Source organism: Xanthomarina spongicola (assembly GCF_003148645.1).
Lineage (GTDB): Bacteria > Bacteroidota > Bacteroidia > Flavobacteriales > Flavobacteriaceae > Xanthomarina > Xanthomarina spongicola.
The window spans coordinates 831,088-856,910 of record NZ_QGGP01000001.1 but is presented as its reverse complement, the minus strand read 5'-3'; the positions used below and the strand labels follow the sequence as shown (position 1 = coordinate 856,910).

Genomic DNA, 25,823 nt, shown 5'->3' with positions numbered 1-25,823 from the left:
ATAGATTAAAAAAAACGCCTCGAGAATTCGAGGCGTTTTTTATAGTTTTTATTTAATAATGCTCACTAATTTATTACCATAGTATCCCACAAAAGATTAATCATATCTTCTCCTTCATTATTTCCATCTCCTCCTAGGTTCATAGTCATGATTAGAATTCCTTCATCTTTCTTTCCAACTGCAGAAATTTCATAAACCTCAACTTCACCTTTATATTCTAATTCTGCTTTAAGAATTCTAAGTTCATCTCCAGATTTTAATTTTTTATCATAATCTTTTCTCTCCAATGTATAACCATAAGTTACACTCTCTTTAGTTACTTCATTCAACATCATTTCCTGCAACATAGTTGGATTAAATGAATCGTATTTTTGCACAATAATTCCAGATCCACCTGCAGTCATCAACATAATTTGTTCAATGCCCATATCTATTTCAGTTTTAGAAACTTTATGGTTTTTTGAATATTTAAAACTGTAAAAAGAATCGTTATAAATTAATGTGTCTTTTTCTTTTACTGAAATTTGAATGGTTTTTCCATCTACTTTAAACTCATACTCTTTTTCTAATGATATTTCTTGAGATTGGTTATTAACAGTAATTATAAAATCGGTTTGAGAATATGTATTTGAAAAACATAAACAGGTGAAAATAAAAAGTAATTTTTTCATGAGATTTGGTTAGTTATTAAAAGTGCAATATAAAAAAAGTCCAAACATTTGTTTGGACTTTTTAATTAAATTAATCTTCTTTATGATCTTCAACAACAGATTCTTCACGATACTTACAACAATCATGAACGCTATTATAAGCTTCATCTGTTGCAATTATTTCTTTTGTGTCATGACCAACTGCAGCAATGTTTTTTTCTACAGTTTTTAAATCTGTTTTGTTTTCGTCGTAAATTAATTTTAACTCGTGTGTATTCACGTTCCAAACAGCAGATTTTACTCCTTTAGTTTTTAAACACGCTTTTTCAATTCGATCTTTACACATGTTACAAACACCATCTACTTCAATTGATGCTTTAGCATTTTTGTTTTGAGAAAAGGCTGTCATGCTAATAAGCATAATAACAATAATTCCTAGTTTTTTCATAATATTAATTTTAATTAGTTTGTTTATTCTACTTTAAATCTTAATCCAGCATAATACATACTTCCAAAAATTGGACCATATACAAATGTAGTATCAAAATATGAACCAAATGGGTCGTCTGGAGATACTATAGGATTATCTTGTCTTACATCTGTAATGTTTTCACCTCCCAAATATATTTCAAATTTTGGAGAAAACACCTTTGTTATTTGCGCATTTAATGTCCCAAATGTTGGCGAATACTCTGACACCTGATATGCTACTGGATTGGCAGCAGTTGAAGAAAAACGTTGTTCGCTCAACCAGTTATAAGTAGCATCAAACTTCCAGTTAGCTCCATTAGGTTTTACAGGTGTTTCGTAAGAAGCATTAGCAAACAAACGATTTTGAGCTGTTAATGGCTTTTCAAGTTTACCAGATTGATACTGTGTTTTTACGTTGTAATATTTATAGGCCAATCGTAAATCGAAATGACTAAACACATTATAATTGAGCTCCAATTGAAAACTATTCGCAAAACTTTCGCCATCTAAATTATAAAAACTCACAGCTTGTGGATTTTCATAATCAACCACAACTTGATTGATAAAATTAGTTTTATAAAAATCTAATGTCACATCAGCTTTTCTGCCAAACAGATTAAATCCTTGTAAAAAAGACACACCATAATTCCAAGCAATTTCAGGATCAAGACCATAAATATCTCCACCAGAATTCACAATATTAATTTGTCTGGAAGTAGCAAACATGTTTTGGTTTTCAGTAAAAATATTGGCACTACGTTTTCCTCTACCAATAGACGCTCTAACAGCTGACTTTTCCCAAGGAGTATAACGCATATGCAATCTAGGAGTAATAAAAATTCCAAGTAAATTATGATTATCTACACGAACACCAGCTGTTAAATTCAGCTTGTCAAGATTATCGTAATTATATTCAAAAAAACCTCCAATAGATGCTTCAGTACGTTCGTATTCTGTTGAATTTACCAATTCTTTATAATGGTCGTATGTATAACTTAATCCAGTTTTAATTTTGTGTCTGGAATCGCTAATAATAGAATTGTACATCGCATTTGCATAGACACTATTATGAACAATATCATAAATATTAAGTCCGAAATACGATTCCTGTTCATGCCAACTAAATGCACTTTGTACACCTAAACTTCTATAAGGAATTTCTGGATCTACATAGCCAAATTTTGCTGCTGCTTCAAAACGTTGCGTATCAATTTCGCTTCCCCAAGCATTGGTTGTTAATTTATCTGTTTCTGGATCAAAATCTAATTGACCAGATTGTTTTCCATCATTCAGATATTTTACATTAATAAAACTTACCAAACCTTTTTCAAGATTGGTATATTGCCAACGATTCATAATGTTAATCTGATTATAGATTGGCATATCCATAAAACCATCATCATTTATATCGTGCTTTTTATCATGTGTATTTCCATGAATATATAAACCAGTATCCCATTTATCTGAAACCTTCGTGTTTAAATGTGCATTAAGCTCCAAACGTTCGTTGCTTCCTGCATATAAGTTTACAAACAAAGACTTATCTGTTCTTGGTTTTACTAACTCTGTATTTATTTGTCCTGCTATACTTTCATAACCATTAACAACACTACCTGCTCCTTTGGTAATCTGGATGCTTTCCACCCAAGATCCAGGAATAAAACTCAAGCCATATGCTTGTGAAGCTCCACGAATAGAAGGAATATTTTCGGTAGTAATAAGAATATATGGACTTGTTAAGCCTAACATTTTAATTTGTCTGGTTCCTGAAACAGCATCTGCAAAATTAACATCTATAGATGGATTGGTTTCAAAACTTTCAGATAGGTTACAACATGCTGCTTTTAAAAGCTCGTCGCTACTAACATTCATTATGTTTTGAGACTGCAAATAAGATCTAGCTGTTGCTTGTTTTCTGGTTGTCAAAACCACTTCATCTAAACTACTGCTTGGTTGTAATAAATGATGAATATGGTCTGTGTTATCAACCGTTAATGTATCGGTTTTATAACCAACATAACTAACTACAAGTTTTTTATAATCGGTTTTATATGGAATGGTAAATTTTCCATCAAAATCGGTGACATCACCAACAGTTGTGTTCAGCCAATACACATTGGCTCCTATTACGGGAATATGCTTGCCATCTTCATTTACTTGCATTATCATGCCATTAATTTTCTCTTGTGAAAATGAAAATATAGGAATTATGATTAATATTAGTGCTAATTTTCTCCTAATTGCACGATTATAATATGTATGAAATTTTTGAATAGTTATATCTATCATTATTGAATTTTAATTTGAAAAAATAGTGTCATTTCTCATTTTGCAAAGGCAAAAGATTTCTTGAAGTCCCCATCCTCCTGTCTATCGACATGCAAGGGGATGAAAAATAATCTGTTTATCAAATAATAAAAACCTGATCGAGAACTTGTATGTCTGCAACCAGATTAGGTGGAGAGTAATCTTTATGAGGTATTACCATTTCTGGTAATCCTTCAAATAAATTTATATAAGTATAAATGTAAGAGCTAAGAAATTGTTGCTGATCAAATTGCAAGTCTTCAAAAGATGTCTTAGTAAGCTCATCCTGACCTTTAACAACTTCTATTTCATCTTTACAACAATGCTTTTTCTCTAAATTAAATGCAGCAACAGATTCCATGTCCATACCACAATTATCTACTTTAGAAAATATGGCAACATCAACTAAATTATCGCCACAGTAGTGCTTTTCAACTGTAAAAGACAACGTTGAAAACAAGACTAAACAGGCTAATGTTACTGAAAACGTTTTATGTAAAAATGCTTTTATCACAATGCAAATTTACAAAAAAAGGAATTGAAACACATTTTTTATTAAAGGATTAACAATTACAACCGTTGTTTGTGATAATAAAAAGCTGGAATAAGCAATAAAGCTATTAGTGGTTGAATTAAGAATCTTCTACAATTAAAAAATAAATAATAGTCTTCTTGTTTTGGATGGATTACAAAATAGAGAAATAATGACATGAATACTACATAAGCGATAATATAAATCAATACTGAGAATTTTATAACACTTTTATCATAAAAAAGGATAAACAATATTCCTAAAGAAATTATGGTGTTCAAAACATAACGAAGTGTTGTATAAGCTGCCAATTTAAACACTTCCTGTCTTGGCGAATCTATATACAAATAATCGTTTTTAAAAAATGCTAAATATGGATCATAAAATAATTGTTCTTCGAAGATTCTAATAAGCACTAACAAGCTAACCAGAACAAAAAATAATATGTATTTAAAAAGCTTACTCATGATTCTTACTTCTAATTGAAAATCTATTTACCCATAACAACCAAAGCAAACAAACCATTCCATAAATAATGGCTGGAAAAATAACTGTGTGTAAAATATCTTTTCGCCATGGGTAATGATATAGTCCAATAGACAAAATAACTACACGAAATAAATTAGCAACATAAATTAACACGCTACCTACTAATAAATAGAAAAACGTGGTTTTAAACTTTCCAGTAAAAGCAATTATAAAAGATGCAAAGAGAATAATAACACTTACAGAATTACAACCTTCTATAACTCTTGCCACATATTTTTTATTAATAATTAATTTCATTGAAGGCTCATTTGGATGAGGAATTACTTGTGCGTTATAACCTAAACTCTCAAGCACTTCCTTACTTTGTTTAGCAACCAAATTTGTCATGTAATCTGGATAATAAATCTCGCTGGAAGCATATTGTAAATATAATTTATATGAAAAAGTTAAAACAGTATACACCAAAATAAAAGTTAGAATAAACTTGATAACTGTTTTGTATTGTTTAATAAGGTCTTTCAAAAAAAAATAATTTAGTTACGACGTTAAATTTATACAAATTCAGAGATTCTATAGGTTCTTTTTAAATACTTTTGTTTAAAATTTTTTGAATAATGACTTTTACATCACTTAAACCACAAATAGAAAACATTATTTCTTTAACAGAAAAAACGGTTGACACACGTTTAAAACACATTTGCGAACTTTTAGAATTAGAAATTCCTCATTACAATTGGGTTGGTTTTTATTTTAAAAATGGTGATAAAAACGAATTAAAATTAGGACCTTATGTTGGTGAACCTACAGACCATACTATTATTCCATTTGGAAAAGGTATTTGTGGGCAAGTTGCTGTAAGCAATAAAAATTTTGTGGTTCCAGATGTTGCAGCTCAAGATAATTATATAGCTTGTAGTATAACAGTAAAAGCAGAAATTGTGATTCCCATTTTTGTTAATGGTGAAAATATTGGTCAGATAGATATCGACTCGAATACTCCAGATCCATTTACTAAAGATGATGAACGTTTTCTAGAATTTGTTTGTGAAAAAGTAGCAACAATTCTATAGTTGTTAATAACTTTGCCTTTAAGTTAAAAAAACACAACTTTTTAGCGCTTCTTCATTCTCTTTTTTTTGATTGAAATACCTACTTTTGCACTCATAAAATGCAACTTACATTCATAAGTGAAATAAATTCATTTCATAAAGAATGTCCATACAACAACACAACTAAAATGAACAACAACAAAACTATTAAATCGGCTTTAATTTCTGTATTCAGTAAAGACGGATTAGAACCAATTGTAAAACAATTACATAAACAAAATGTAACTATTTACTCCACAGGTGGAACAGAAATATTTATAAAAGACTTAGGGATTCCTGTTATTCCAGTAGAAGACGTAACCTCCTATCCTTCTATTCTTGGTGGTCGTGTTAAAACATTACATCCTAAAGTGTTTGGTGGTATTTTAAACAGACAAAATAACGAAAGTGATGTTAAAGAACTGATAGATTTCGAAATACCTCAAATAGATTTAGTGATTGTTGATTTATATCCTTTTGAAAAAACTGTTGCTTCAGGAGCAAGCAATCAAGATATTATTGAAAAAATAGATATAGGTGGTATTTCTTTAATTCGTGCAGCAGCTAAAAATTATGCAGATGTTGTTTGTGTATCTTCAGTTGAAGATTACAGTGAGTTTTTAGAATTACTTCAAACCAAAAATGGAGAAACTTCTGAAGAAGATAGAAAACATTTTGCTGCAAAGTCTTTCAATGTCTCATCACATTACGACTCATCCATTTTTAATTATTTCAATAAAAATCACGACATAGCATCATTTAAATTAAGTCAGACTAAAGGAAAAGTTTTACGTTATGGTGAAAATCCTCATCAGAAAGGGTTTTTCTTTGGAAATTTCGATGATATCTTTACAAAACTTCATGGAAAAGAGTTAAGCTACAACAACCTTTTAGATGTTGATGCTGCTGTAAATTTAATGAACGAGTTTAAAGGCGAAGCTCCAACGTTTGCTATTTTAAAACACAACAATGCATGTGGTTTTGCTCAAAGAGACTCTGTACATCAAGCATATGTAGATGCATTAGCTGGAGATCCAGTATCTGCTTTTGGTGGTATTCTAATAAGTAATACAGAAATAGACTTGGCAACAGCTGAAGAAATACACAAATTATTTTGCGAAGTCGTTATAGCTCCTTCATTTTCAACTGAAGCAGAAGCAGTATTAAAAGGAAAAAAGAACAGAATATTATTAATTCTAAAAGATGTAGACTTACCACAAACAACTGTTAGAACTTGCTTAAATGGTGTTTTAGTACAAGAAAAAGATGCCATTACAGATTCTATAGAGAATTTATCTTATGCTACAAACAATAAACCAACCAAAAGTGAGTTAGAAGATTTAATATTTGCTTCTAAAATTTGTAAGCATACCAAATCGAATACCATTGTATTAGCAAAAAACAAACAATTATGTGCTAGTGGAACAGGACAAACAAGTCGTGTAGACGCATTAAATCAGGCCATACATAAAGCCCAAACTTTTAATTTCGAATTAAAAGGAGCAGTTATGGCAAGTGATGCTTTTTTTCCATTTCCAGATTGTGTAGAGATTGCAGATAATGCTGGAATTTCAGCAGTTATTCAACCTGGTGGCTCCATAAAAGACCAATTTAGTATTGATTATTGTAATGAAAATAATCTGGCTATGGTATTTACTGGAACACGTCATTTTAAGCATTAAAATTCCCACGAAGGTGGGAATCTCATTAATTAACTGAGAATACTTCATTTAAAAAATAAGTATATCTCATCGAATTATGAGAATCAAAAAGAAAAGCAAAGATAATATTGCATAACTTTTATTACATTTACAAGATTAGATTAACAACCCTCAAATAAACAACATAAACGCATGGGATTTTTTGATTTCCTAACCGAAGAAATCGCAATAGATTTAGGAACTGCAAACACACTTATTATCCATAATGATAAGGTTGTTGTAGATAGCCCTTCAATTGTTGCTAGAGACAGAATTTCTGGAAAAATAATTGCAGTTGGTAAAGAAGCCAGCATGATGCAAGGGAAAACACATGAAAATATTAAAACTATTAGACCACTAAAAGATGGTGTAATTGCAGATTTTGATGCAAGTGAGCAAATGATAAGTATGTTCATTAAAAATATTCCTGCATTAAAAAAGAAATTTTTCACTCCTGCATTACGTATGGTTATTTGTATACCTTCTGGAATTACAGAAGTAGAAATGCGAGCAGTAAAAGAAAGTGCAGAACGCGTTAATGGAAAAGAAGTTTATTTAATCCATGAACCAATGGCAGCTGCTATTGGTATTGGTGTAGATATTATGCAACCTAAAGGAAACATGATTGTGGATATAGGTGGAGGAACTACAGAAATTGCTGTTATTGCTCTTGGAGGAATTGTTTGCGATAAATCGGTTAAAATTGCAGGCGATGTTTTTACTAACGATATTGTTTATTACATGCGTACACAACATAATTTATATGTTGGTGAGCGTACTGCTGAAAAAATAAAAATTCAAATTGGTGCAGCTACCGAAGATTTAGAACTTCCTCCAGAAGATATGAGCGTTCAAGGGCGTGACTTATTAACTGGAAAACCTAAACAAGTAAATATTTCTTACAGAGAGATAGCTAAAGCATTAGACAAATCAATTTTACGTATAGAAGATGCTGTTATGGAAACCTTATCTCAAACACCTCCAGAATTAGCTGCAGACATTTACAATACTGGTATTTATCTAGCAGGTGGAGGATCTATGTTAAGAGGTTTAGACAAGCGCTTATCGCAAAAAACAGATTTACCTGTTTATATTGCTGAAGACCCTTTAAGAGCTGTTGTAAGAGGAACTGGTATCACGCTAAAAAACTTACCTAAATATAAAAGCGTCTTGATAAAATAGTTTAACACATGCAGCAAATAATAAACTTCATCATAAGAAACAAATCGTTTTTGTTATACTTATTGTTGTTTTCAATTGCCATTGTGTTTACCATTCAATCGCATTCGTATCATAAAAGTAGATTTATAAATTCTGCTAATTTTTTATCTGGTGGCATTTACAAATCTGTAAATGACGTAAATGAGTATGTTAATTTAAAAACTCAAAACGAAATTCTTCAGGAAGAAAACAGTGCGTTAAGATCTCTTTTGTTTAACCAAACAGATTCCATAAACAGAACATTTATAGACAGTTCTTTTTCAGGTATTTCTTATAAATTTTCACCAGCTATAGTCCTTAAAAACAGTTATTCTTTAAGTAATAATGTGTTATTAATTAATAAAGGCAAGAAAGATAGTATTCATCAAGATTTTGGAGTTATTTCTTCAAAAGGAATTGTGGGTATAATAGATCATACAAGTAAAAAGTATGCAACTGTTATTTCTATACTAAATACCAATAGTAGAATTAGCGCAAAGTTAAAAAACTCAAATCATTTTGGATCTTTAGTTTGGAATACAGAATCTCCAGAATTCATTCAATTAACCGAAATACCAAAGGTTGCTCCAATAAAAAAAGGCGACACCATAGTAACTTCAGGACGATCGACTATATTTCCAAAAAACATTCCAATAGGTGTTATTGATAGTTATAATTTAGATGTTGCTAAAAATTATTATACTGTACATATTAAATTATTTAATGATATGACAAGTATAGAACATGTTTATGTTATTGAAAACAAAGACGCAGAAGAACTAAACACTTTAATAAATAATACCGATGAATAGTATTATTTTTACACATACTTTTCGCTTTATAATACTCGCTTTATTACAAGTATTGGTATTAAACTATATTAATTTTCTTGGCTTTATAAATCCATATTTATATATTTTATTTATTCTTTTATATCCTTTAAAAAACAACAGAGTTGTATTTATCCTTCTTAGTTTTTTATTAGGTTTAACAATAGATATGTTTTCAGATTCCGGAGGAGTTCATGCAGCAGCTTCTGTTACAATTGCTTTTATTAGACCCTTTATTTTAAAGTTTTCTTTTGGTGCAGTTTATGACCATCAAACCATGAAATTTGCTAATGTTGAATTTGGTTCTAAACTTACTTATATAGCAATTCTCACTTTTATTCATCATTTCATATTGTTTTCATTAGAAATTTTTAACTTTTCTAAAATAATTTTAATACTCCAAAACACGTTATTCTCAAGTATATTTACTATTATACTCTGTGTACTAACAACCATTATATTTAGCAGGAGAAATTAATGAGACAATTTTTACTTTTCATATTAATTATCATTGTAGGTCTAACGTTCATTACAAGGCTTTTTTACCTTCAAGTTTATAATTCAGAAGCACATAATTTATTTGAAGACAATGCCATTCGAAAGGTTTATGATTATCCGAAACGTGGTTTTGTTTACGATAGAAATGGTGTGCTTTTAGTAGCAAATCAACCATCTTATGATGTTATGATTATTCCTCGAGAAGTAAAACCCTTAGACACTTTAGAATTTTGTTCACTTTTAAAAATTAGCAAGGAGCAATTTATTAAAACCTTTAATAAATCTTATCACTATTCACCAAGGTTACCTTCTGTTTTTGTATCTCATCTTTCAAAAGAAGATTATGCTGTATTACAAGAAAAAATGAGAAAGTATGAAGGTTTTTATATTCAAAAGCGTTCTCTAAGAGATTACCAAACAACTATTGGAGCAAACGTATTAGGTTATATTGCTGAAGCTACACAATACCAGATAGATAATGACCCATATTATAACATGGGAGATTTAGTTGGAAAACAAGGTGTTGAATTATCATATGAAGAAGAACTTCGAGGTGTAAAAGGTATAAAATTTATACAAAAGGATAGATTTAACAGAGATATTGGCCCATATAAAGATGGTATTTTCGATACTATCCCTCAACAAGGAAAAGACATTACCATATCTATTGATGCAAAACTTCAAGAATATGGCGAACAACTCATGCAAAATAAACATGGTGGCATTGTTGCCATAGAGCCAAGTACAGGAGAAATATTATCCTTAATCTCTGCTCCCACTTATAATCCAAATTTATTAGTAGGAAGAAAGCGTTCCAGAAATTTTACAAAACTTTATAACGATACCATAAGCAGACCTTTAATAGACAGAGGCTTATTACGTATGCATGAACCTGGATCTCCTTTTAAAGCGCTTGTTGCATTAGTTGCATTACAAGAAAATGCCATAACGCCTCAAACAACAGTAACGTGTAGTGGTGTTTACCATTATGGAAGAAAAGGAACTATGGGCTGCCATTGTGGTGGTGGTAAACGTGATTTGGTTTTAGGTATAGCAAAGTCTTGTAACTCATATTTTGCAAATGCTTTTCGAAAAAGCATCGATATCATTCCAGATGCTGGACAAGCAATGGATGTATGGAGCGATCATATGAAAAGTTTTGGCTTAGGAAATTTTTTAGGTTACGATTTGCCAATTGGAAAAAAAGGTAATATTCCAGATGGTGCTTATTACGATAAATGGTATCCAGATTTTAATTGGGGAGCTACAACCATAATTTCCAATGCCATTGGGCAAGGCGAAGTTTTAGTAACTCCTATTCAATTAGCAAATGTAACAGCAGCTATTGCAAATAAAGGTTTTTATTATACACCTCATATTATTAAAAATATTGATGGTCAAACAATAGATGAAAAATTTACTACCAAAAGACAAACTACAATTGATGAAAAACACTTTGATCCAGTTATTCAAGGTCTTCATGATGTTTATAACAATGGTACAGCATGGTTTCTTAAAGTTCCAGACATTGAAATTTGCGGAAAAACAGGAACCTCTGAAAATTTTGCCATAATAGATGGCAAGAGAACTCAATTAACAGACCATTCCATTTTTATTGCTTTTGCACCAAAAGACAACCCGAAAATAGCCATAGCAGTATTTGTTGAAAACGGGTATTATGGTGCACGATGGGCAGGAAGAATTGCTAGTTTGATGATAGAAAAATATTTGAAAGGCGAAGTTACTCTGAAGCAAATGGAAAAACTTGTTTTAGAAAAAAGTCTTGAAGATGAATATGCTAAACCTTATTCTGGAAAACCGTTTACTATAAATAAATAATGTATAGAGAAACAAATAGACATTTTAGATTCGATTGGATGACCATCATTTTATTCCTTCTTCTAGTAGGATTTGGGTGGTTAAACATTTTATCTGCTTCTCATATTGGAGAAACAGTCGATTATTTCGACTTTTCCCAACCTTATGGTAAACAATTAGTATTTATTATCTTAACTTTTTTACTCATTATACTAATACTTTCAATAGAATCTAAATTTTACGAACGATTTTCAAGTTTAATATATTTAGTTTCCATGCTGTCACTTATTGGATTGTTCTTATTTGGTAAAAATGTCAATGGAGCAACCTCTTGGTATGCTATTGGAGGTATGACTATTCAACCTAGCGAATTTGCAAAAGCTGCTACTGCGCTTGCAGTTGCAAAGTATATTAGCGATTTACAAACAGATATTAGAGTTTTTAAAGATCAAATACAGGTGTTTATTATTATAGTTATTCCAGCCATTTTAATATTACTTCAAAATGATGCTGGAAGTACTGTAGTTTATGCGTCCTTCTTTTTTGTTTTATATAGAGAAGGCTTGCCAAAAGTATATCTAATTATTGGACTCTTATTAGTCCTTATTTCTGTTAGCTCATTAAAATTTGGCGCAATAGTTACTGCTATAGCTATTACGTTAATAGTTTTAGCGTATCACTTTACAAGGAGAAAAAAACCTGCTTTTTTAAAAACAATTTCAGTTATTATTGCCTGTATAGTTTTAAGCTTTGGTATTAAGTTTCTTTATCAAAATATTCTACAACCTCATCAACAAGATAGAATTAGTCTGTGGTTAAGATTAGAAAAAGATCCAGTTAAAATTGCACAAATGCGTAGAGATATTTTGTACAATTTATACGAATCTGAAAAAGCAATTAGTTCTGGTGGCATAACAGGCAAAGGATTTTTAGAAGGTACAAGAACTACAGGAAAATTTGTTCCTGAACAACACACAGATTATATTTTTAGTACAGTTGGCGAAGAATGGGGATTTGCAGGAACCACTTTTGTCGTAGTGCTCTTTGTTCTTTTATTATTGCGAATTTTACATTTAGCCGAATTACAAAAGTCACAATTTAGTCGTGTCTATGGCTATAGTGTGGCATCCATACTTTTTTTCCATTTCATGATCAATATAGGCATGGTCATGGGATTAATTCCAACTATAGGAATTCCACTGCCTTTCTTTAGCTATGGAGGTTCTGGACTTTGGGGCTTCACTATCTTACTTTTTATTTTTATTAAGCTCGATTCTAATAGAATTAATGAGTGGTAATTAAAACAAATCACTTATTTTGCTTTATAATAATTTTTTGTACTTTTATTTAATCTATTTTCTTGTATTAATTAATTCCTATAAAACACTATGAAAAATCCACTCAAAAAAATAAGTTTTTTGTTTGTAGCTTTTTTAATTACATGTAACAGTAATGCACAAGTTAACAGCGATTACGATAAAAATACAGATTTCACAAAATACAAAACTGTAAGTTTTGGCGGTTGGGAAAAAGAGAGCGATAAAATATTAAACGACTTCGACAAAAAAAGAATTACAGATGCCTTAACAAATGAATTTAACTCTAGAGGAATCAATCTAGTAGAATCAAATGGAGATGCAACTATAACTTTATACTTGGTTATACAAACTAAATCCAACATTACTGCTTACACAAATTTTAATGGAGGCCTAGGTTATACTGGCCGTTGGGGATATGGTAGAGGTTTTTATGGAGGTATGGGAAGTGCCACTACTTCACTTAGTGAAAACGATTATAGAGTAGGTACGCTTGTTATTGATATGTATGATACTGCTGAAAAAAAACTTATCTGGCAAGGTGACATGACTACTGATGTTCAAGAAAAATCTCAAAAAAGAGAAAAAACAATACCTAAAAACATTGGTAAACTAATGAAAAAATTTCCAATTGCTCCTCTAAAAAAATAAGTCCAACTAAATATTTAGAAGTACGCAACACCTTTTCTATTGTTTAGAAAAATCTAAACAATAATTAATAATAAATTTTAAACACCATTATGAAAAACACATTTTTAGCTACTAGCTTACTATTAATCTCATTTATGGGATATTCACAAGAAACAAAAATAATAGATTCAACAGCTGTTTTTATTTTAGATCAAATGGGAGATAATATAGGAGATTTACAATCTGTATCTTTCGATTTAAGTAATTCCATTGACGAATTTGATGATCAAGGTAATATTGTTACCCAGTTTTCAACAAGCACAATAACATTTTCTGGTCCAGACAAACTTTTAATAAGAACAGATGGAACTAAGGGAAAAGTTGGCTATTGGTACGATGGAACTTATGTAACCTATTATTCTTACGATGAAAACAATTATGTTACATTAGAAGCTCCTGAAACAACTATTGAAATGATAGACACAATGCATGAAAATTATAGTTTTCAATTTCCTGCTGCCGATTTCTTCTATCCAAGTCTTACAGACGACATGATAGAACAATTTGACTCAATTTCATATTTAGGAAAAAAAGTTGTTCGTGGCGTAGAATGCTATCATATAATGGCTTCTAATGAAAAGCTAAATATTCAAATGTGGATATCCAACGAAACATTTTTATTGCCTAAACATTTTATAGTTATATATAAAGAAAAATCTAATATCCAATACGAATCTACGTTCAGTAATTGGTCTATTAATCCTGTTATTCCTGAGTCTGCATTTTCTTTTCTTGCTCCTCCAACAGCAAGGTTAATTAGCATTCTAAAAAAGTCATAATAATATTAAAATAAAGAATCATGTCAATATATTTTTCAAATTTAAAATTTAAAGCAGGTGTTTTATTAGTGTTTTTAGCATTGGTAATGCCAACAGAACAATTACAAGCACAAAGAATGGGACACTCAGCTTCAAGAGGTGGTGGTCATTCTATGTCTAGAGGTGGTGGTCATTCTGTATCAAGACCAGCTAGCAGACCTTCCAATAATAGAGCAACTACTAACAGAACGCCAAGTAGAAGTAAACAAACAACGCGTCCTGCGACTAGCAATAGAACCCCTTCAAGAAGTATTAATGGTGGACATAATAAAAGTACAAATAGAAATTTTTCTAAGAATAATGTTCCAAACAGAAGTACAAAACCAGCTACTGCTAACAAATCTACTCGAGACAAGTCTAAAGTTGGCGATAGATCGAACAATAATGCAGCTCCAAAACTAAATACACGAGATCGTAAAACTTCTAATGTTAAAACTAAAGATATTAATAGAGGTTCTGGAAATCGTGGCAATGGAAATAGAGTGGGCAACAAAAATCATATTGGTAATAACAATGTAAATATTAATGTTAATAATAGTAGAAATACTCGAGTTAATGCTAGTTCTAGACATTATTCAAGACCTCCTTATAGATATGGTGGACATAGTTATTATTGTCACAGACCTTATTACTACCATCCATACAGACCTTTTTATTGGGGATCTTATTATCATCCTTGGGGATATTTTACTGCCACATTAGTATCAACAGCAATAATTGTTGCTATAGTAAATGACGATGATGATGATGACAAAGAAGAATATCATTATGATAATGGTACTTATTATTTAAAAACAGAAGACGGCTTTGTTGCTGTTCAAGCACCTGTTGGTGCACAGGTACCCGAAATTCCAAAAGAGGCTGAAAAAGTAGAAGTAAATGAAACCAACAATTACTATTATGGTGGTGCTTTTTACGAAGAGAATGCTGACGGTTATATTGTTGTTCCAGCAACTGCAGGAACCATCGTTCCAGGAATTCCTGAAGGTGGTGAAGAAGTGAAAATTGGAGATGTTACTTATGTCCAATTTGGAGAAACTTATTATCAACCTATTCAAGTGGATGGAGAAAACATGTATGAAATTGTAGAAGTAAAAACAGAATAGATTCGTTTTAAGAATTGATTTCATGAAATTAATTACAGATAATTATTTAAAGGCAGTAATAACAATTACTTTATTACTGTCTTCAATTTATTTGTATTCACAAGGAGATGGTCCAAGAGCACATTTACAATCACCTATAGGTGTATGGGCTATAAACCCAAAATACCTCCATCTGGATCAAAACTTACTACCTAATGGGAATATTTTAGTAAAAAACGCCAATATAAATGTGGATGTATTCCCAACGACATTAGTTCATACTTTTAGTATTAAGGGTAAATTTGCTCGTGTTTTTGGAATGATAAATCCAGGATCGTTAACAGCCACTGGAAACTTTGAAGCAAATTCAATTCAGACCTCAAAAGAATTAAGTGCTAGTGGTTTTTCAGATGGCTTTATTGCTTTTGAATATGGTCTAATTGGCTCACCTGGACTCAATGCATTTGAATTTGCAGAACACAAACCTCAATTCAATTTGAATGGTTTTTTTAGGTATTGGTATTCTGGAACTTACGATAGTAATAAGCTTATAAATCTAGGAACCAACCGTTCAACATTCGAATTTGGAACAACCATGACAATACCTTTTCATAAAGATCTTTCACAAAATGCAACCTGGTTAGAAATAATGCCAACAGTTCAGTTCTATACAGACAATAATAATCCTGCACGTTCTTCAACAGCAAATAAAGTAGCGCAAAAACCATTATTTATAGTTGAAAATCACTTAACACATAATTTAAATAAGAAATTATGGATTGGAGCCGATTTACGCTATCAATTAGGTGGAGAAACTAGTGCTGATGGCGTTTCAGATGACAATCAAATTAATATTTTAGGAGGTGGTTTAAATGTAGGTTATCAAATAATACCACCATTATCTGCTTTTATGGGTTATGACACAATATTGCTTGGAGATAATGATGCTCAATCTAATATGCTACGCGTTAGTTTGGTGTTTGCTTATATTAATTTAAAAAAAATAAACACTAAATAATTTGTTATGAAAACGCTAAAAACAATATTATTGACACTGCTTTTCTTTTCAATTCTAACTAATTGTAAGAAGGATTCTGAAAATAAATCAGAAACAGAATTACTTACTGATGGAGTTAACCATGAAAAAACATCTGAAATTCTATATTTTGAGAATAAGGAAGCTTTTTTCGGAGAAACACATTTACATACTAAATATTCTCTTGATGCTTTTATTGGAGGCAATAGATTAAATGCTTCTCAAGCTTTAAAATTTGCACAAGGAGAAGAAGTATTATTAGAATCTACTGGTAAAACTATGCAACTTAAAAGACCTCTAGATTTTGCAGCAGTAACAGATCATGCTGAATATATAGGCGAAATGTATTCTGTACTTAGCCCGAATTCCAAAGCTTATAATAATGAACAAGCAAAATCTTTGCGAGAAGTTAACGGTTTAGAAGAAGGTCTTAAACTTTTTGTAGAACTAGTGGTTAAAAATAATCGTAGTTCAAAACCACAACATTTAGAGTTTTACGAAGGCACTATGTCCACCATGAGTGCTTGGGAGATAATGAATAAACAGACCGAATTGAATTACAAGCCTGGAAAATTTACCACGTTACATGCCTTCGAATGGTCTGGAGCTCCTAATGGTGGTAATTTACACAGGAATATAATTTTCAGAGACACTATTGTTCCAGACCTACCAGTTAGCTATATAGAGGCAAATAGAGAAACAGAGTTATGGGAATGGCTCGACAATATTAGTAGAAACGGATCTTCAGTACTAGCAATACCACATAATTCTAATGCTAGTAAGGGGATGATGTTTGATGAAAATATGCCAAATGGCGATCCAATTACAAAAGAATACGCAGAGATGCGTCAAAAATACGAACGGACTATAGAAATCATGCAAATAAAAGGAGCCTCGGAAGTTCATCCTAATTTTTGGCCAAATGACGAATTCGCCAATTTTGAAAATGCACAGTCTCTCGAAAATTATAGTGGACGCTCTTTTGAAGAAAAAAACTTTGTAAGGTACGCTTTAAAAAAAGGGCTACAATATGAAGACGAATTAGGCATTAACCCTTATAAATTAGGTTTTAATGGTGGTACAGATAATCACAATGGTTTAATGAGTAATGTTGAAGAAGACAACTATTCTTCAGGAAGTCATGGTTATGTAGATGCTACAGCTCAAGATCGTGTAAAAAACACAGTAGATGGATGGGCTAAGGCTTACGATATAAATCCAGGTTCATTAACTGGTGTTTGGGCACCTAGAAATACACGCGAAGATATATGGGACGGGCTTTATAACAGAGAAACATTTTCAACAAGTGGTCCGAGAATGAAAGTTAGGTTATTTGCAGGTTACGAATATAAAGACAGCTATGAAGATTACAATTCCTTTGTAAAAGATGGTTATGCTAAAGGCGTACCAATGGGTGGAGATTTAGGTGTCGATTTAGAAAAAACACCAAAATTTTTAGTCTGGGCTCTTAAAGATCCTATGAATGCAAATCTTGATAGAATTCAAATTATTAAAGGTTGGTATGAAAATGGAGAGTTATTTGAGAAAACCTATGATGTAGCTGTTTCTGACAATAGATTAAAAACTGATGGAACTATAACACCTACTGATGCTAAAGTAAATCTAACTACGGGTGAATTTGATAATTCTAAAGGATCTGCAAACTTTATGACAACTTGGACTGACCCAGATTTTAATCCAAATAATAAATCTTTTTATTACGCTAGAGTATTACAATTACCAACTGCTAGATGGACGCAATGGGATGAAATAAAAGAAGGTGTTAAATATCCTGATAATGTGGCAAAAACTATTCAAGAACGTGCTTGGTCTAGTCCAATTTGGTATAGCCCAAAATAAATTAAACATCATGAAAACACTAAAAATCAACCTTCTATCAATGTTAATCTGCTTCATTTTCACTAATTGTAAAAATGATAACAAAAGTATTCCTGATAAAACAGGACCTAACCAAAACACTGAATTAAAAGTAGAACGCACAGCTGGTTACAATGAGTTCAAAAACCCTTATTTCGGTCAAACCCATCAACATACAGGATGGTCTTTTGATGAAGCTTTTTATAATGTTAAGCTTGGACCAGAGAATTCCTATAGACATGCAAGAGGTGAAAAGGTAAAACATCCTTCTGGGTATGATGTACAGTTAAAACTTCCATTAGATTTTATGGTGGTTTCAGATCATTCAGAATATTTAGGTGTTTTAATTCAAATGTACGACCCTAATAATCCGTTATCAAAAAATCCTTTGGCTAAACAACTTATCGATTCTGGTGACGATATTACCAAGTCAACAAAAGGGTTTTATGGACTAGTTACTAAAACCATTCAACCTGATGGCACAACGAAGCCTGATTCAACACTTAACACGATTGAAATTAGAACAAGTGCTTGGGATAAATATGTTAAGATAACCGATGATTTTTACGAACCAGGAAAATTTACAACCCTTGTAGGTTACGAATGGTCTTCTCAACCTAATATGTCTAATCTGCATAGAAACGTCATTTTTAGATCTTCTAAAAATCTTCCTCTTCCCTTCTCATACTTTGATTCAGAAAAACCTGAAGATTTATGGAAATGGATGGATAGCCAACGTGATTCAGGCATAGAATTATTAGCCATTCCACACAATGGTAATTTAAGCAATGGACTCATGTTTGCGCTTCAAGATTCATACGGCAACCCATTAAGTATCGAATACGCCAAAACACGTATGAGAAATGAAAAACTAACAGAAATTATTCAAACAAAAGGGCAATCTGAAACCCATCCTTTAATGGCTCCAAATGATGAGTTTGCATATGACTTTGAATTATGGACAAAACCAGTAGCAGGACCAGGAACGGTAAAAGTATTGGAAACTAATTACGTTAGAAACGCATTTAAAAACGGTTTAAAACTAGAACAAGACCTTGGTGTAAACCCTTTTAAATACGGCGTTGTTGGTGGTGGAGACATACATACCTCTATTGTTTCGCATGAAGAGTATCAACATACAGGAGAGCATAATTTAAAATCTGGGACACCAGAAGAACGCTTATTACAAAATTTACCTGGTGAACCTTCAAAAATTGAACAAGGATCTGCAGGATTATCATGTGTATGGGCTGAAGAAAACACACGAGAATCTATATACGATGCTATGGAACGTAAAGAAACTTGGGCTACTTCTGGCTCAAGAATAACAGTTCGTATTTTTGGTGGTTACGATTTTGGTACAACTCAACCTGGTGACTCTAATTGGGCAGAAATAGGTTACGCCAATGGTGTACCAATGGGAGCAGACATGAACTCTAATTCAGGAAATAAAACCCCTCAATTTATGGTTTGGGCACTTAAAGGACCAAATAGTGGAAATTTAGATCGCATACAAATTATTAAAGGCTGGGTGGATACAAATGGTGAAAGTCATGAAAAAATATACAATGTAGCTTGGTCTGATAATAGAGTGTTAGATGCTAAAGGCAAGCTACCTGCTGTTGGTAATACCGTTGATATTCCAAATGCTACTTACACAAATACTATTGGAAGTCCAGAATTGAAAACCGTTTGGGAAGATCCAGATTTTGATGCAAGTCAACCAGCATTTTATTATGTACGCGTATTAGAAATACCAACACCTCGCTGGTCTACTTATGACGCTAAAGCTTTAGGTATAGACCCTCCAAAAGATTTTCCTGCAACTATTCAAGAACGTGCTTGGTCAAGCCCTATTTGGTATAATCCTAATTAAACACACATATTTGGAGAAAATAAAGGGTTTTTTTGTAATTTGTGTACTTAATCTAAAATTCATTTTATAATGAAAAAACTCACCTTTTTATTAGTTGCCCTAGCTTTAGTAGCTTGTAAAAACGATAAAACAACTGAAGTAAATACAGAAAAAGAAACTACTTCTGAAACTAATTCTACTTCAGAATCTGCATCAAGTGAGTATCCAACTAAAGTTTTTTGGGGAGATACGCATCTTCATACCGATTTATCTTTAGATGCTGGTGCTTTTGGAAACAGAATTGGCATGGACGAAGCCTACAAGTTTGCTCGTGGTGAAGAAGTAACTTCTTCTACTGGTTTAAAAGCTAAATTAGCTAGACCTCTGGATTTTCTTGTAATAGCAGACCATTCCGATGGTATGGGTGTGTTTCCCGGAATAGTTAATAAAGAAGAATGGGCAACAAAGCTAAAAGAATATCCTCGATGGAGAAAATTTTATGACGAGGGGAAGAATTCAGAAATGGCTTTAGATATTATCTCTAACTTCAGTCAACGTACTTTATCATTTAAAACAAATGATTCAACTATGATGAGGCCTGTTTGGAATTCAGTTGTTGAAGCTGCAGAGAAATATAATGAGCCTGGTAAATTCACAGCCTTTATTGGTTACGAATGGACCTCACTTATTAAAGGAAACAACTTACATCGTAATGTAATTTATAGAGATAATGGAGATAAAGCTATAACACAAATACCTTATACTAATGAAGATAGTTCAGATCCAGAAAAACTTTGGGAAAATCTAGCATCTTATGAAGAAAGAACTGGAGGACAAGTCTTAGCAATTCCACATAATGGAAACTTATCAAATGGAATGATGTTTATGGAAGAAACAATCTCTGGGAAAGAGTTTGATGAAGCTTACCTAAAGAAAAGAGCAAAGTGGGAACCATTATATGAAGTTACTCAAATAAAAGGTGATGGTGAAACACATCCTTATTTATCACCAAACGATGAATTTGCAGACTATGAAAATTGGGACTATGGTAACTTAGATTTAAGTGCTTTAAAAACCAATGAGATGCTAGAACACGAATATGCACGTTCAGCTCTAAAAATTGGATTGAAATACAAAACAACTATGGGAACCAATCCATATAAATTTGGAATGGTAGGAAGTACAGATTCTCATACATCTTTAGCAACAGCTGATGACGATAATTTCTATGGTAAAGCATCAAATGTAGAGCCTTCAAAAGACAGATGGAAGCATCCTTTTGTTCAATCTGATAAAGGAATAATATATACATGGCAAACTATTGCTTCTGGATATGCAGCCGTATGGGCACATGAGAATACAAGAGCATCAATTTGGGATGCCATGGCTCGTAAAGAAACTTACGGAACAACAGGAGCTAGAATGCAAATTCGCTTTTTTGGAGGTTGGAATTATACAGATAGTGATTTATCTAATTTAGTAGAAGCTGGTTACTCAAAAGGTGTACCAATGGGTGGAGATTTAATTAATGCTGGCACTAAGAAACCTACTTTTATTGTTTATACGCTTATGGACCCTTTAAATGGGAGTTTAGATAGAATTCAAATTGTAAAAGGTTGGGCACATGCAGATGGCACTTTAGAGGAGAAAGTATTTGATGTGGTTTGGAGTGGTAATCGTGAAATTGATTCAAATGGAAAAGTACCATCTGTTGGTAATAGTGTTAATTTAGAAGATGGAACTTGGGATAATTCTATTGGGGCAACAGAACTGAAAGCTGTTTGGACAGACCCTAATTTCGATCCAACTTTAGAAGCATTTTACTATGTTAGAGTAATTGAGATCCCAACACCACGTTGGACATTATATGACAAATTAAATTATGGAGTAGAATTTACTGATGAAGTACCTCTAACTCATACAGAAAGAGGATATACTTCTCCAATATGGTATAGTCCTAAATAAATAGATTATTTATAAAAATTTTATTTAAAAGACTGCTATTTTTAGGCAGTCTTTCTAAATTTACAAAATGAAAAAATTATTAAAAGACCCCTTTTTGCATTTTATTTTAATTGGTGTCATTTTGTTTGCATTATTTAGACTTGTAAATCAGACAACAGAAACTAAAAACACCATTGTTATTAATGATTTTGATATAGAAAATATAATTTCAACATGGGAAATGCAATGGAAAAGACCACCAACAGAACAAGAAATACAAAACCTAATCAATGTTAATTTAAAACAAGAAATATTTTATCAAGAAGCTCTAAAAATGAATTTAGATCATAACGATGAAATTATAAAAAGAAGACTTTCTCAAAAAATGCAGTTTTTATCGAATGATATTGCTGCAATGATAAAACCAACAGATGCAGATTTAGAAGACTATATACAAAAGAATAAAGAAAAATATCTTACTCCTTACTCCTATTCTCTTTACCAAATTATTTTCAGTCCTGATAAAAGAGACAATAATCTAAAAGATGCAACAGACGTTTTAAATCTGAATAAAAACACTTCATTTGAAGAAATGAAATCTAAAGGTGATGCATTACCTTTCAATTATCATTTTACAAATATAAATGCTGATGAATTGGCTTTACAATTTGGAACTCAATTTTCTGAAGCTTTAGTAAATCAGGAACTCAATAATTGGGTAGGACCTATTCCTTCTGGATTTGGATATCATTTAGTTTTTATCACTCAAAAAACAAAACCTGAATTACCTAAATTAGAAGATATTAGAAAAGAAATCACAAGAGATTACGAATATGATTATCAAAAAGAACTAAACGAAAGTATTTATCAAGAGTTGAAAAAACAATATGATATTAGAATTGATATAAAATCACCAGATTTTGACCCTGAATTTGTAAAGTATTTGCAGGAAAAATTAAATAATTAGAATGAAAAAGTTTTTATTTTTCATATTTACCATAATCACTTTTAACAGTTGGTCACATGAAATTCGCCCAGCTTTCTTACAAATAATTCAAAATAGCGACTCCAGCTATGACGTTTTTTGGAAAGTTCCAAGTTTAGGAGATGGAGTTCCAAAAATAAGTCCCGTATTTGCACCATTTTTCTCTGTTGAAGTTTTAGAACAACCTAATCAAATACCAGGTTCTGTAATATATAGTTATAGAATTAATTCTAATAAACCTTTACAAGGAAGTATAATAACTATTGAAGGTCTTAACAAAACTCTAATTGATGCCTTAGTTAGTATATCTTATCTTAATGGAGAAAAAGTCACATTAATGTTACAACCAGATAAAACATCGATGATTATTCCCGAAAAGGAGACCTTATTAAACACAATAAAAACATATTTGATACTTGGTACAGAACACATTTTATTAGGTGTAGATCACCTTCTATTTGTTTTGGCTTTATTGCTTATTACACCTGGTTTTAGAAAGCTAATAAAAACTATTACAGCTTTTACCATAGCACACAGCATCACGTTATCGCTTTCTGCTTTAGGTTTTGTAGGTCTACCAGGACCACCTGTTGAGGCCGTTATTGCTTTAAGCATTATATTCCTTGCCTATGAAATAATAAAATATTATCGAGGAGAAGAGTCTATAGCTATAAACCATCCATGGATTATAGCTTTTGCTTTTGGTCTATTGCATGGTTTTGGATTTGCAGGTGCATTAACAAGTATTGGCTTACCTCAAACTACTATTCCAGCTGCATTGTTGTTTTTTAATATTGGAGTTGAACTTGGTCAAATTTTATTTATTGTATCAGCAATCGCAATTATTTGGCTTATAAAAAAATCTAAAATCAGCATTCCAGATTGGGTAAAATTAGTCCCAGTTTATGGTATAGGATCAATTGCATCATTTTGGCTTATAGAGAGAATAGTAAGCTTTTGGGCATAAAACTATTTCTTACTATTAAAATTGTGGAACAAAAATATTATCCTTATTTTTATATTTCTTACTAATCAAATTATAAAATCAATGAAAAACACAAAAACAATTAGTGCTTTTATTTTATTAATGCTAATGGCATTTTCTGTAAACGCACAAAAAAAACCAAATATTCTAGTTATCTGGGGAGATGACATTGGCACTTGGAACATTAGCCACAATAATCGTGGAATGATGGGCTATAAAACACCTAATATAGATCGCATAGCAAAAGAAGGTATAGGCTTTACAGATTATTATGCGCAACAAAGTTGTACAGCAGGTCGTGCTGCTTTTATTGGAGGAAGTGTACCTGTTCGTTCTGGAATGACAAAAGTTGGTATGCCTGGAGCTATGGAAGGTTGGCAAAAAACCGATGTAACTATGGCAACAATTCTTAAAAGTCAAGGTTATACTACAGGACAATTTGGTAAAAATCATCAAGGAGATAGAGATGAGCATCTACCAACCATGCATGGTTTTGATGAATTTTTTGGAAACCTATATCACTTAAATGCTGAAGAGGAACCAGAAAATTTTGATTATCCAAGTGACATGGTATTAAAAGACGGTCAAACATTTAAAGAAAAATTTGGCCCTCGTGGTGTTTTACACTCATGGTCAGATGGTAAAGGTGGACAACGTATAGAAGATACAGGACCACTTACCAAAAAACGTATGGAAACTATTGATGACGAGAGTGTAGCAGCAACTAAAAAATTTATTAAAAAAACAGTTGAATCAGGCGAACCATTCTTTGTTTGGTGGAATGGTACTCGTATGCATTTTAGAACACATGTAAAAGAAGATAGACGTCATGAAGGAAATGATGAATATACTGATGGTATGATAGAGCATGACATGCATGTTGGACAATTACTAGACTTTTTAGACGAATTAGGTATTGCAGATAATACAGTAGTTATGTATTCTACAGATAATGGCCCTCACTATAATACTTGGCCAGATGCAGGTACGACCCCATTTCATGGTGAAAAAAACTCGAATTGGGAAGGCGCTTATCGTGTACCAGCATTTGTTCGTTGGCCTGGTCATTTTCCAGCAGATATTACTTTAAATGGCATAGTGTCTCATGAAGATTGGTTACCAACTTTTGCAGCTATTGCAGGAAATCCTAACATTAAAGAACAATTAAAAAAAGGCACTTCACTTAATGGTAGAAGTTATAAAAATCATATAGATGGCTATAATCAATTAGACTATCTAACTGGAAAAACTGAAGAATCTCCTAGAGAAGGATTTATTTATGTGAATGATGCAGGATCTATTGCTGCATTAAGATATGGTGATTGGAAAGCTACTTTCTTAGAAAACAGAGCTAGACAATTACAAATTTGGTTAGAGCCTTTTGTTGAACTACGTGCACCACTTTTAGGAAACTTACGTCGTGACCCTTTTGAAAAAGCATATCTAGGTTCCAACACATATTACGATTGGTATATTGATAGAGCTTATATCTTAATAGCCATACAAAGCTATGCGTTTAATTTCCTTTCAACCTTTCAAGAATATCCACCTAGTCAAACTGCTGGAGATTGGAGTTTAAGTAAAGTTGAAAAGCAAATTGAAAATATGACTACAAAAAGTAATTAAATACTCATTAAAAAGACAGGCT

At 31.8% G+C, this 25,823-nt stretch carries 23 protein-coding genes; 17 read left to right on the top strand and 6 right to left on the bottom strand.

The features are described 5' to 3' along the window. Positions 1–65 precede the first annotated feature (65 nt). The 6 genes from LX78_RS03870 to xrtF form a co-directional block, all read right to left on the bottom strand. The gene (locus LX78_RS03870; RefSeq protein WP_109681304.1) at positions 66–671 is read right to left on the bottom strand and encodes a hypothetical protein; all 606 of its coding nucleotides are present in this window, start codon (positions 669–671) and stop codon (positions 66–68) included. A 70-nt stretch (positions 672–741) separates the two neighbouring features. After that, on the bottom strand, positions 742–1,098 hold the full coding sequence (locus tag LX78_RS03865) for a heavy-metal-associated domain-containing protein (protein ID WP_109681303.1): 357 nt from the start codon (positions 1,096–1,098) through the stop codon (positions 742–744). 23 nt (positions 1,099–1,121) lie between these two features. Next, a complete protein-coding gene (locus tag LX78_RS03860; RefSeq protein ID WP_408068258.1) occupies positions 1,122–3,290 on the bottom strand; it encodes a TonB-dependent receptor in 2,169 nt (722 codons plus the stop codon). A gap of 238 nt (positions 3,291–3,528) precedes the next feature. Continuing rightward, positions 3,529–3,942, bottom strand: coding sequence for an HYC_CC_PP family protein (locus LX78_RS03855; protein WP_109681301.1), 414 nt, complete (start codon positions 3,940–3,942; stop codon positions 3,529–3,531). 56 nt (positions 3,943–3,998) lie between these two features. After that, positions 3,999–4,427: an exosortase F system-associated membrane protein gene (locus LX78_RS03850; RefSeq protein WP_109681300.1), complete on the bottom strand. Its 429-nt coding sequence runs from the start codon at positions 4,425–4,427 to the stop codon at positions 3,999–4,001. After that, the gene (xrtF, locus tag LX78_RS03845) at positions 4,420–4,971 is read right to left on the bottom strand and encodes an exosortase family protein XrtF (protein ID WP_109681299.1); all 552 of its coding nucleotides are present in this window, start codon (positions 4,969–4,971) and stop codon (positions 4,420–4,422) included. The genes LX78_RS03850 and xrtF overlap by 8 nt, the downstream gene beginning before the upstream one ends. Before the next feature lie 92 nt (positions 4,972–5,063). Here xrtF and LX78_RS03840 point away from each other — a divergent pair, with 92 nt between their 5' ends. From LX78_RS03840 to LX78_RS03760, 17 genes are all read left to right on the top strand, one after another. Further along, positions 5,064–5,519, top strand: a complete 456-nt coding sequence (locus tag LX78_RS03840) for a GAF domain-containing protein (protein ID WP_109681298.1) — start codon at positions 5,064–5,066, stop codon at positions 5,517–5,519. Between the two features lie 167 nt (positions 5,520–5,686). Next, the gene (gene purH, locus LX78_RS03835) at positions 5,687–7,219 is read left to right on the top strand and encodes a bifunctional phosphoribosylaminoimidazolecarboxamide formyltransferase/IMP cyclohydrolase (protein WP_109681374.1); all 1,533 of its coding nucleotides are present in this window, start codon (positions 5,687–5,689) and stop codon (positions 7,217–7,219) included. Positions 7,220–7,390: 171 nt separating this feature from the next. After that, entirely contained in the window at positions 7,391–8,419 is a 1,029-nt protein-coding gene (locus LX78_RS03830) for a rod shape-determining protein (RefSeq protein WP_109681297.1), read from the top strand. Positions 8,420–8,427: 8 nt separating this feature from the next. Next, positions 8,428–9,249 (top strand): rod shape-determining protein MreC, encoded by an 822-nt coding sequence (mreC, locus tag LX78_RS03825; protein WP_109681296.1) that lies wholly within the window; start codon positions 8,428–8,430, stop codon positions 9,247–9,249. Next, the gene (mreD, locus tag LX78_RS03820; protein ID WP_109681295.1) at positions 9,242–9,745 is read left to right on the top strand and encodes a rod shape-determining protein MreD; all 504 of its coding nucleotides are present in this window, start codon (positions 9,242–9,244) and stop codon (positions 9,743–9,745) included. Before mreC ends, mreD begins: the two co-directional genes overlap by 8 nt. After that, positions 9,745–11,604, top strand: coding sequence for a penicillin-binding protein 2 (gene mrdA / locus LX78_RS03815; protein ID WP_109681294.1), 1,860 nt, complete (start codon positions 9,745–9,747; stop codon positions 11,602–11,604). The genes mreD and mrdA overlap by 1 nt, the downstream gene beginning before the upstream one ends. Continuing rightward, the gene (rodA, locus tag LX78_RS03810; RefSeq protein ID WP_109681293.1) at positions 11,604–12,881 is read left to right on the top strand and encodes a rod shape-determining protein RodA; all 1,278 of its coding nucleotides are present in this window, start codon (positions 11,604–11,606) and stop codon (positions 12,879–12,881) included. Before mrdA ends, rodA begins: the two co-directional genes overlap by 1 nt. A gap of 90 nt (positions 12,882–12,971) precedes the next feature. Continuing rightward, a complete protein-coding gene (locus LX78_RS03805) occupies positions 12,972–13,550 on the top strand; it encodes a DUF4136 domain-containing protein (protein WP_109681292.1) in 579 nt (192 codons plus the stop codon). Between the two features lie 89 nt (positions 13,551–13,639). Continuing rightward, positions 13,640–14,368, top strand: coding sequence for a DUF2092 domain-containing protein (locus LX78_RS03800; protein ID WP_109681291.1), 729 nt, complete (start codon positions 13,640–13,642; stop codon positions 14,366–14,368). A gap of 20 nt (positions 14,369–14,388) precedes the next feature. After that, positions 14,389–15,513: a DUF6515 family protein gene (locus tag LX78_RS03795; RefSeq protein WP_109681290.1), complete on the top strand. Its 1,125-nt coding sequence runs from the start codon at positions 14,389–14,391 to the stop codon at positions 15,511–15,513. Positions 15,514–15,535: 22 nt separating this feature from the next. Continuing rightward, positions 15,536–16,510 carry a transporter gene (locus LX78_RS03790; protein ID WP_109681289.1) on the top strand — a complete coding sequence of 325 codons (975 nt, stop codon included), beginning with the start codon at positions 15,536–15,538 and terminating at the stop codon, positions 16,508–16,510. Positions 16,511–16,516: 6 nt separating this feature from the next. Further along, entirely contained in the window at positions 16,517–18,388 is a 1,872-nt protein-coding gene (locus LX78_RS03785; protein WP_109681288.1) for a DUF3604 domain-containing protein, read from the top strand. A gap of 10 nt (positions 18,389–18,398) precedes the next feature. Then, positions 18,399–20,282 (top strand): DUF3604 domain-containing protein, encoded by a 1,884-nt coding sequence (locus LX78_RS03780; RefSeq protein WP_170109790.1) that lies wholly within the window; start codon positions 18,399–18,401, stop codon positions 20,280–20,282. Between the two features lie 69 nt (positions 20,283–20,351). Then, entirely contained in the window at positions 20,352–22,226 is a 1,875-nt protein-coding gene (locus LX78_RS03775; protein WP_109681286.1) for a DUF3604 domain-containing protein, read from the top strand. A gap of 67 nt (positions 22,227–22,293) precedes the next feature. After that, complete coding sequence (locus LX78_RS03770; protein ID WP_109681285.1) at positions 22,294–23,172, top strand: peptidyl-prolyl cis-trans isomerase; 879 nt, start codon at positions 22,294–22,296, stop codon at positions 23,170–23,172. Between the two features lies 1 nt (position 23,173). Next, positions 23,174–24,157 carry a HupE/UreJ family protein gene (locus LX78_RS03765; protein WP_109681284.1) on the top strand — a complete coding sequence of 328 codons (984 nt, stop codon included), beginning with the start codon at positions 23,174–23,176 and terminating at the stop codon, positions 24,155–24,157. Between the two features lie 81 nt (positions 24,158–24,238). After that, positions 24,239–25,801, top strand: coding sequence for an arylsulfatase (locus LX78_RS03760; protein WP_221407891.1), 1,563 nt, complete (start codon positions 24,239–24,241; stop codon positions 25,799–25,801). Positions 25,802–25,823 lie beyond the last annotated feature (22 nt).

What these genes read in the sequence shown, in the direction of transcription:
- LX78_RS03870 (WP_109681304.1), bottom strand. Translation starts at nt 671, where the DNA reads ATGAAAAAATTACTTTTTATTTTCACCTGTTTATGTTTTTCAAATACA.
- LX78_RS03865 (WP_109681303.1), bottom strand. Translation starts at nt 1,098, where the DNA reads ATGAAAAAACTAGGAATTATTGTTATTATGCTTATTAGCATGACAGCC.
- LX78_RS03860 (WP_408068258.1), bottom strand. Translation starts at nt 3,290, where the DNA reads ATGATAATGCAAGTAAATGAAGATGGCAAGCATATTCCCGTAATAGGA.
- LX78_RS03850 (WP_109681300.1), bottom strand. Translation starts at nt 4,427, where the DNA reads ATGAGTAAGCTTTTTAAATACATATTATTTTTTGTTCTGGTTAGCTTG.
- LX78_RS03840 (WP_109681298.1), top strand. Translation starts at nt 5,064, where the DNA reads ATGACTTTTACATCACTTAAACCACAAATAGAAAACATTATTTCTTTA.
- purH (WP_109681374.1), top strand. Translation starts at nt 5,687, where the DNA reads ATGAACAACAACAAAACTATTAAATCGGCTTTAATTTCTGTATTCAGT.
- LX78_RS03830 (WP_109681297.1), top strand. Translation starts at nt 7,391, where the DNA reads ATGGGATTTTTTGATTTCCTAACCGAAGAAATCGCAATAGATTTAGGA.
- mreC (WP_109681296.1), top strand. Translation starts at nt 8,428, where the DNA reads ATGCAGCAAATAATAAACTTCATCATAAGAAACAAATCGTTTTTGTTA.
- mreD (WP_109681295.1), top strand. Translation starts at nt 9,242, where the DNA reads ATGAATAGTATTATTTTTACACATACTTTTCGCTTTATAATACTCGCT.
- mrdA (WP_109681294.1), top strand. Translation starts at nt 9,745, where the DNA reads ATGAGACAATTTTTACTTTTCATATTAATTATCATTGTAGGTCTAACG.
- rodA (WP_109681293.1), top strand. Translation starts at nt 11,604, where the DNA reads ATGTATAGAGAAACAAATAGACATTTTAGATTCGATTGGATGACCATC.
- LX78_RS03805 (WP_109681292.1), top strand. Translation starts at nt 12,972, where the DNA reads ATGAAAAATCCACTCAAAAAAATAAGTTTTTTGTTTGTAGCTTTTTTA.
- LX78_RS03800 (WP_109681291.1), top strand. Translation starts at nt 13,640, where the DNA reads ATGAAAAACACATTTTTAGCTACTAGCTTACTATTAATCTCATTTATG.
- LX78_RS03795 (WP_109681290.1), top strand. Translation starts at nt 14,389, where the DNA reads ATGTCAATATATTTTTCAAATTTAAAATTTAAAGCAGGTGTTTTATTA.
- LX78_RS03790 (WP_109681289.1), top strand. Translation starts at nt 15,536, where the DNA reads ATGAAATTAATTACAGATAATTATTTAAAGGCAGTAATAACAATTACT.
- LX78_RS03785 (WP_109681288.1), top strand. Translation starts at nt 16,517, where the DNA reads ATGAAAACGCTAAAAACAATATTATTGACACTGCTTTTCTTTTCAATT.
- LX78_RS03780 (WP_170109790.1), top strand. Translation starts at nt 18,399, where the DNA reads ATGAAAACACTAAAAATCAACCTTCTATCAATGTTAATCTGCTTCATT.
- LX78_RS03775 (WP_109681286.1), top strand. Translation starts at nt 20,352, where the DNA reads ATGAAAAAACTCACCTTTTTATTAGTTGCCCTAGCTTTAGTAGCTTGT.
- LX78_RS03770 (WP_109681285.1), top strand. Translation starts at nt 22,294, where the DNA reads ATGAAAAAATTATTAAAAGACCCCTTTTTGCATTTTATTTTAATTGGT.
- LX78_RS03765 (WP_109681284.1), top strand. Translation starts at nt 23,174, where the DNA reads ATGAAAAAGTTTTTATTTTTCATATTTACCATAATCACTTTTAACAGT.
- LX78_RS03760 (WP_221407891.1), top strand. Translation starts at nt 24,239, where the DNA reads ATGAAAAACACAAAAACAATTAGTGCTTTTATTTTATTAATGCTAATG.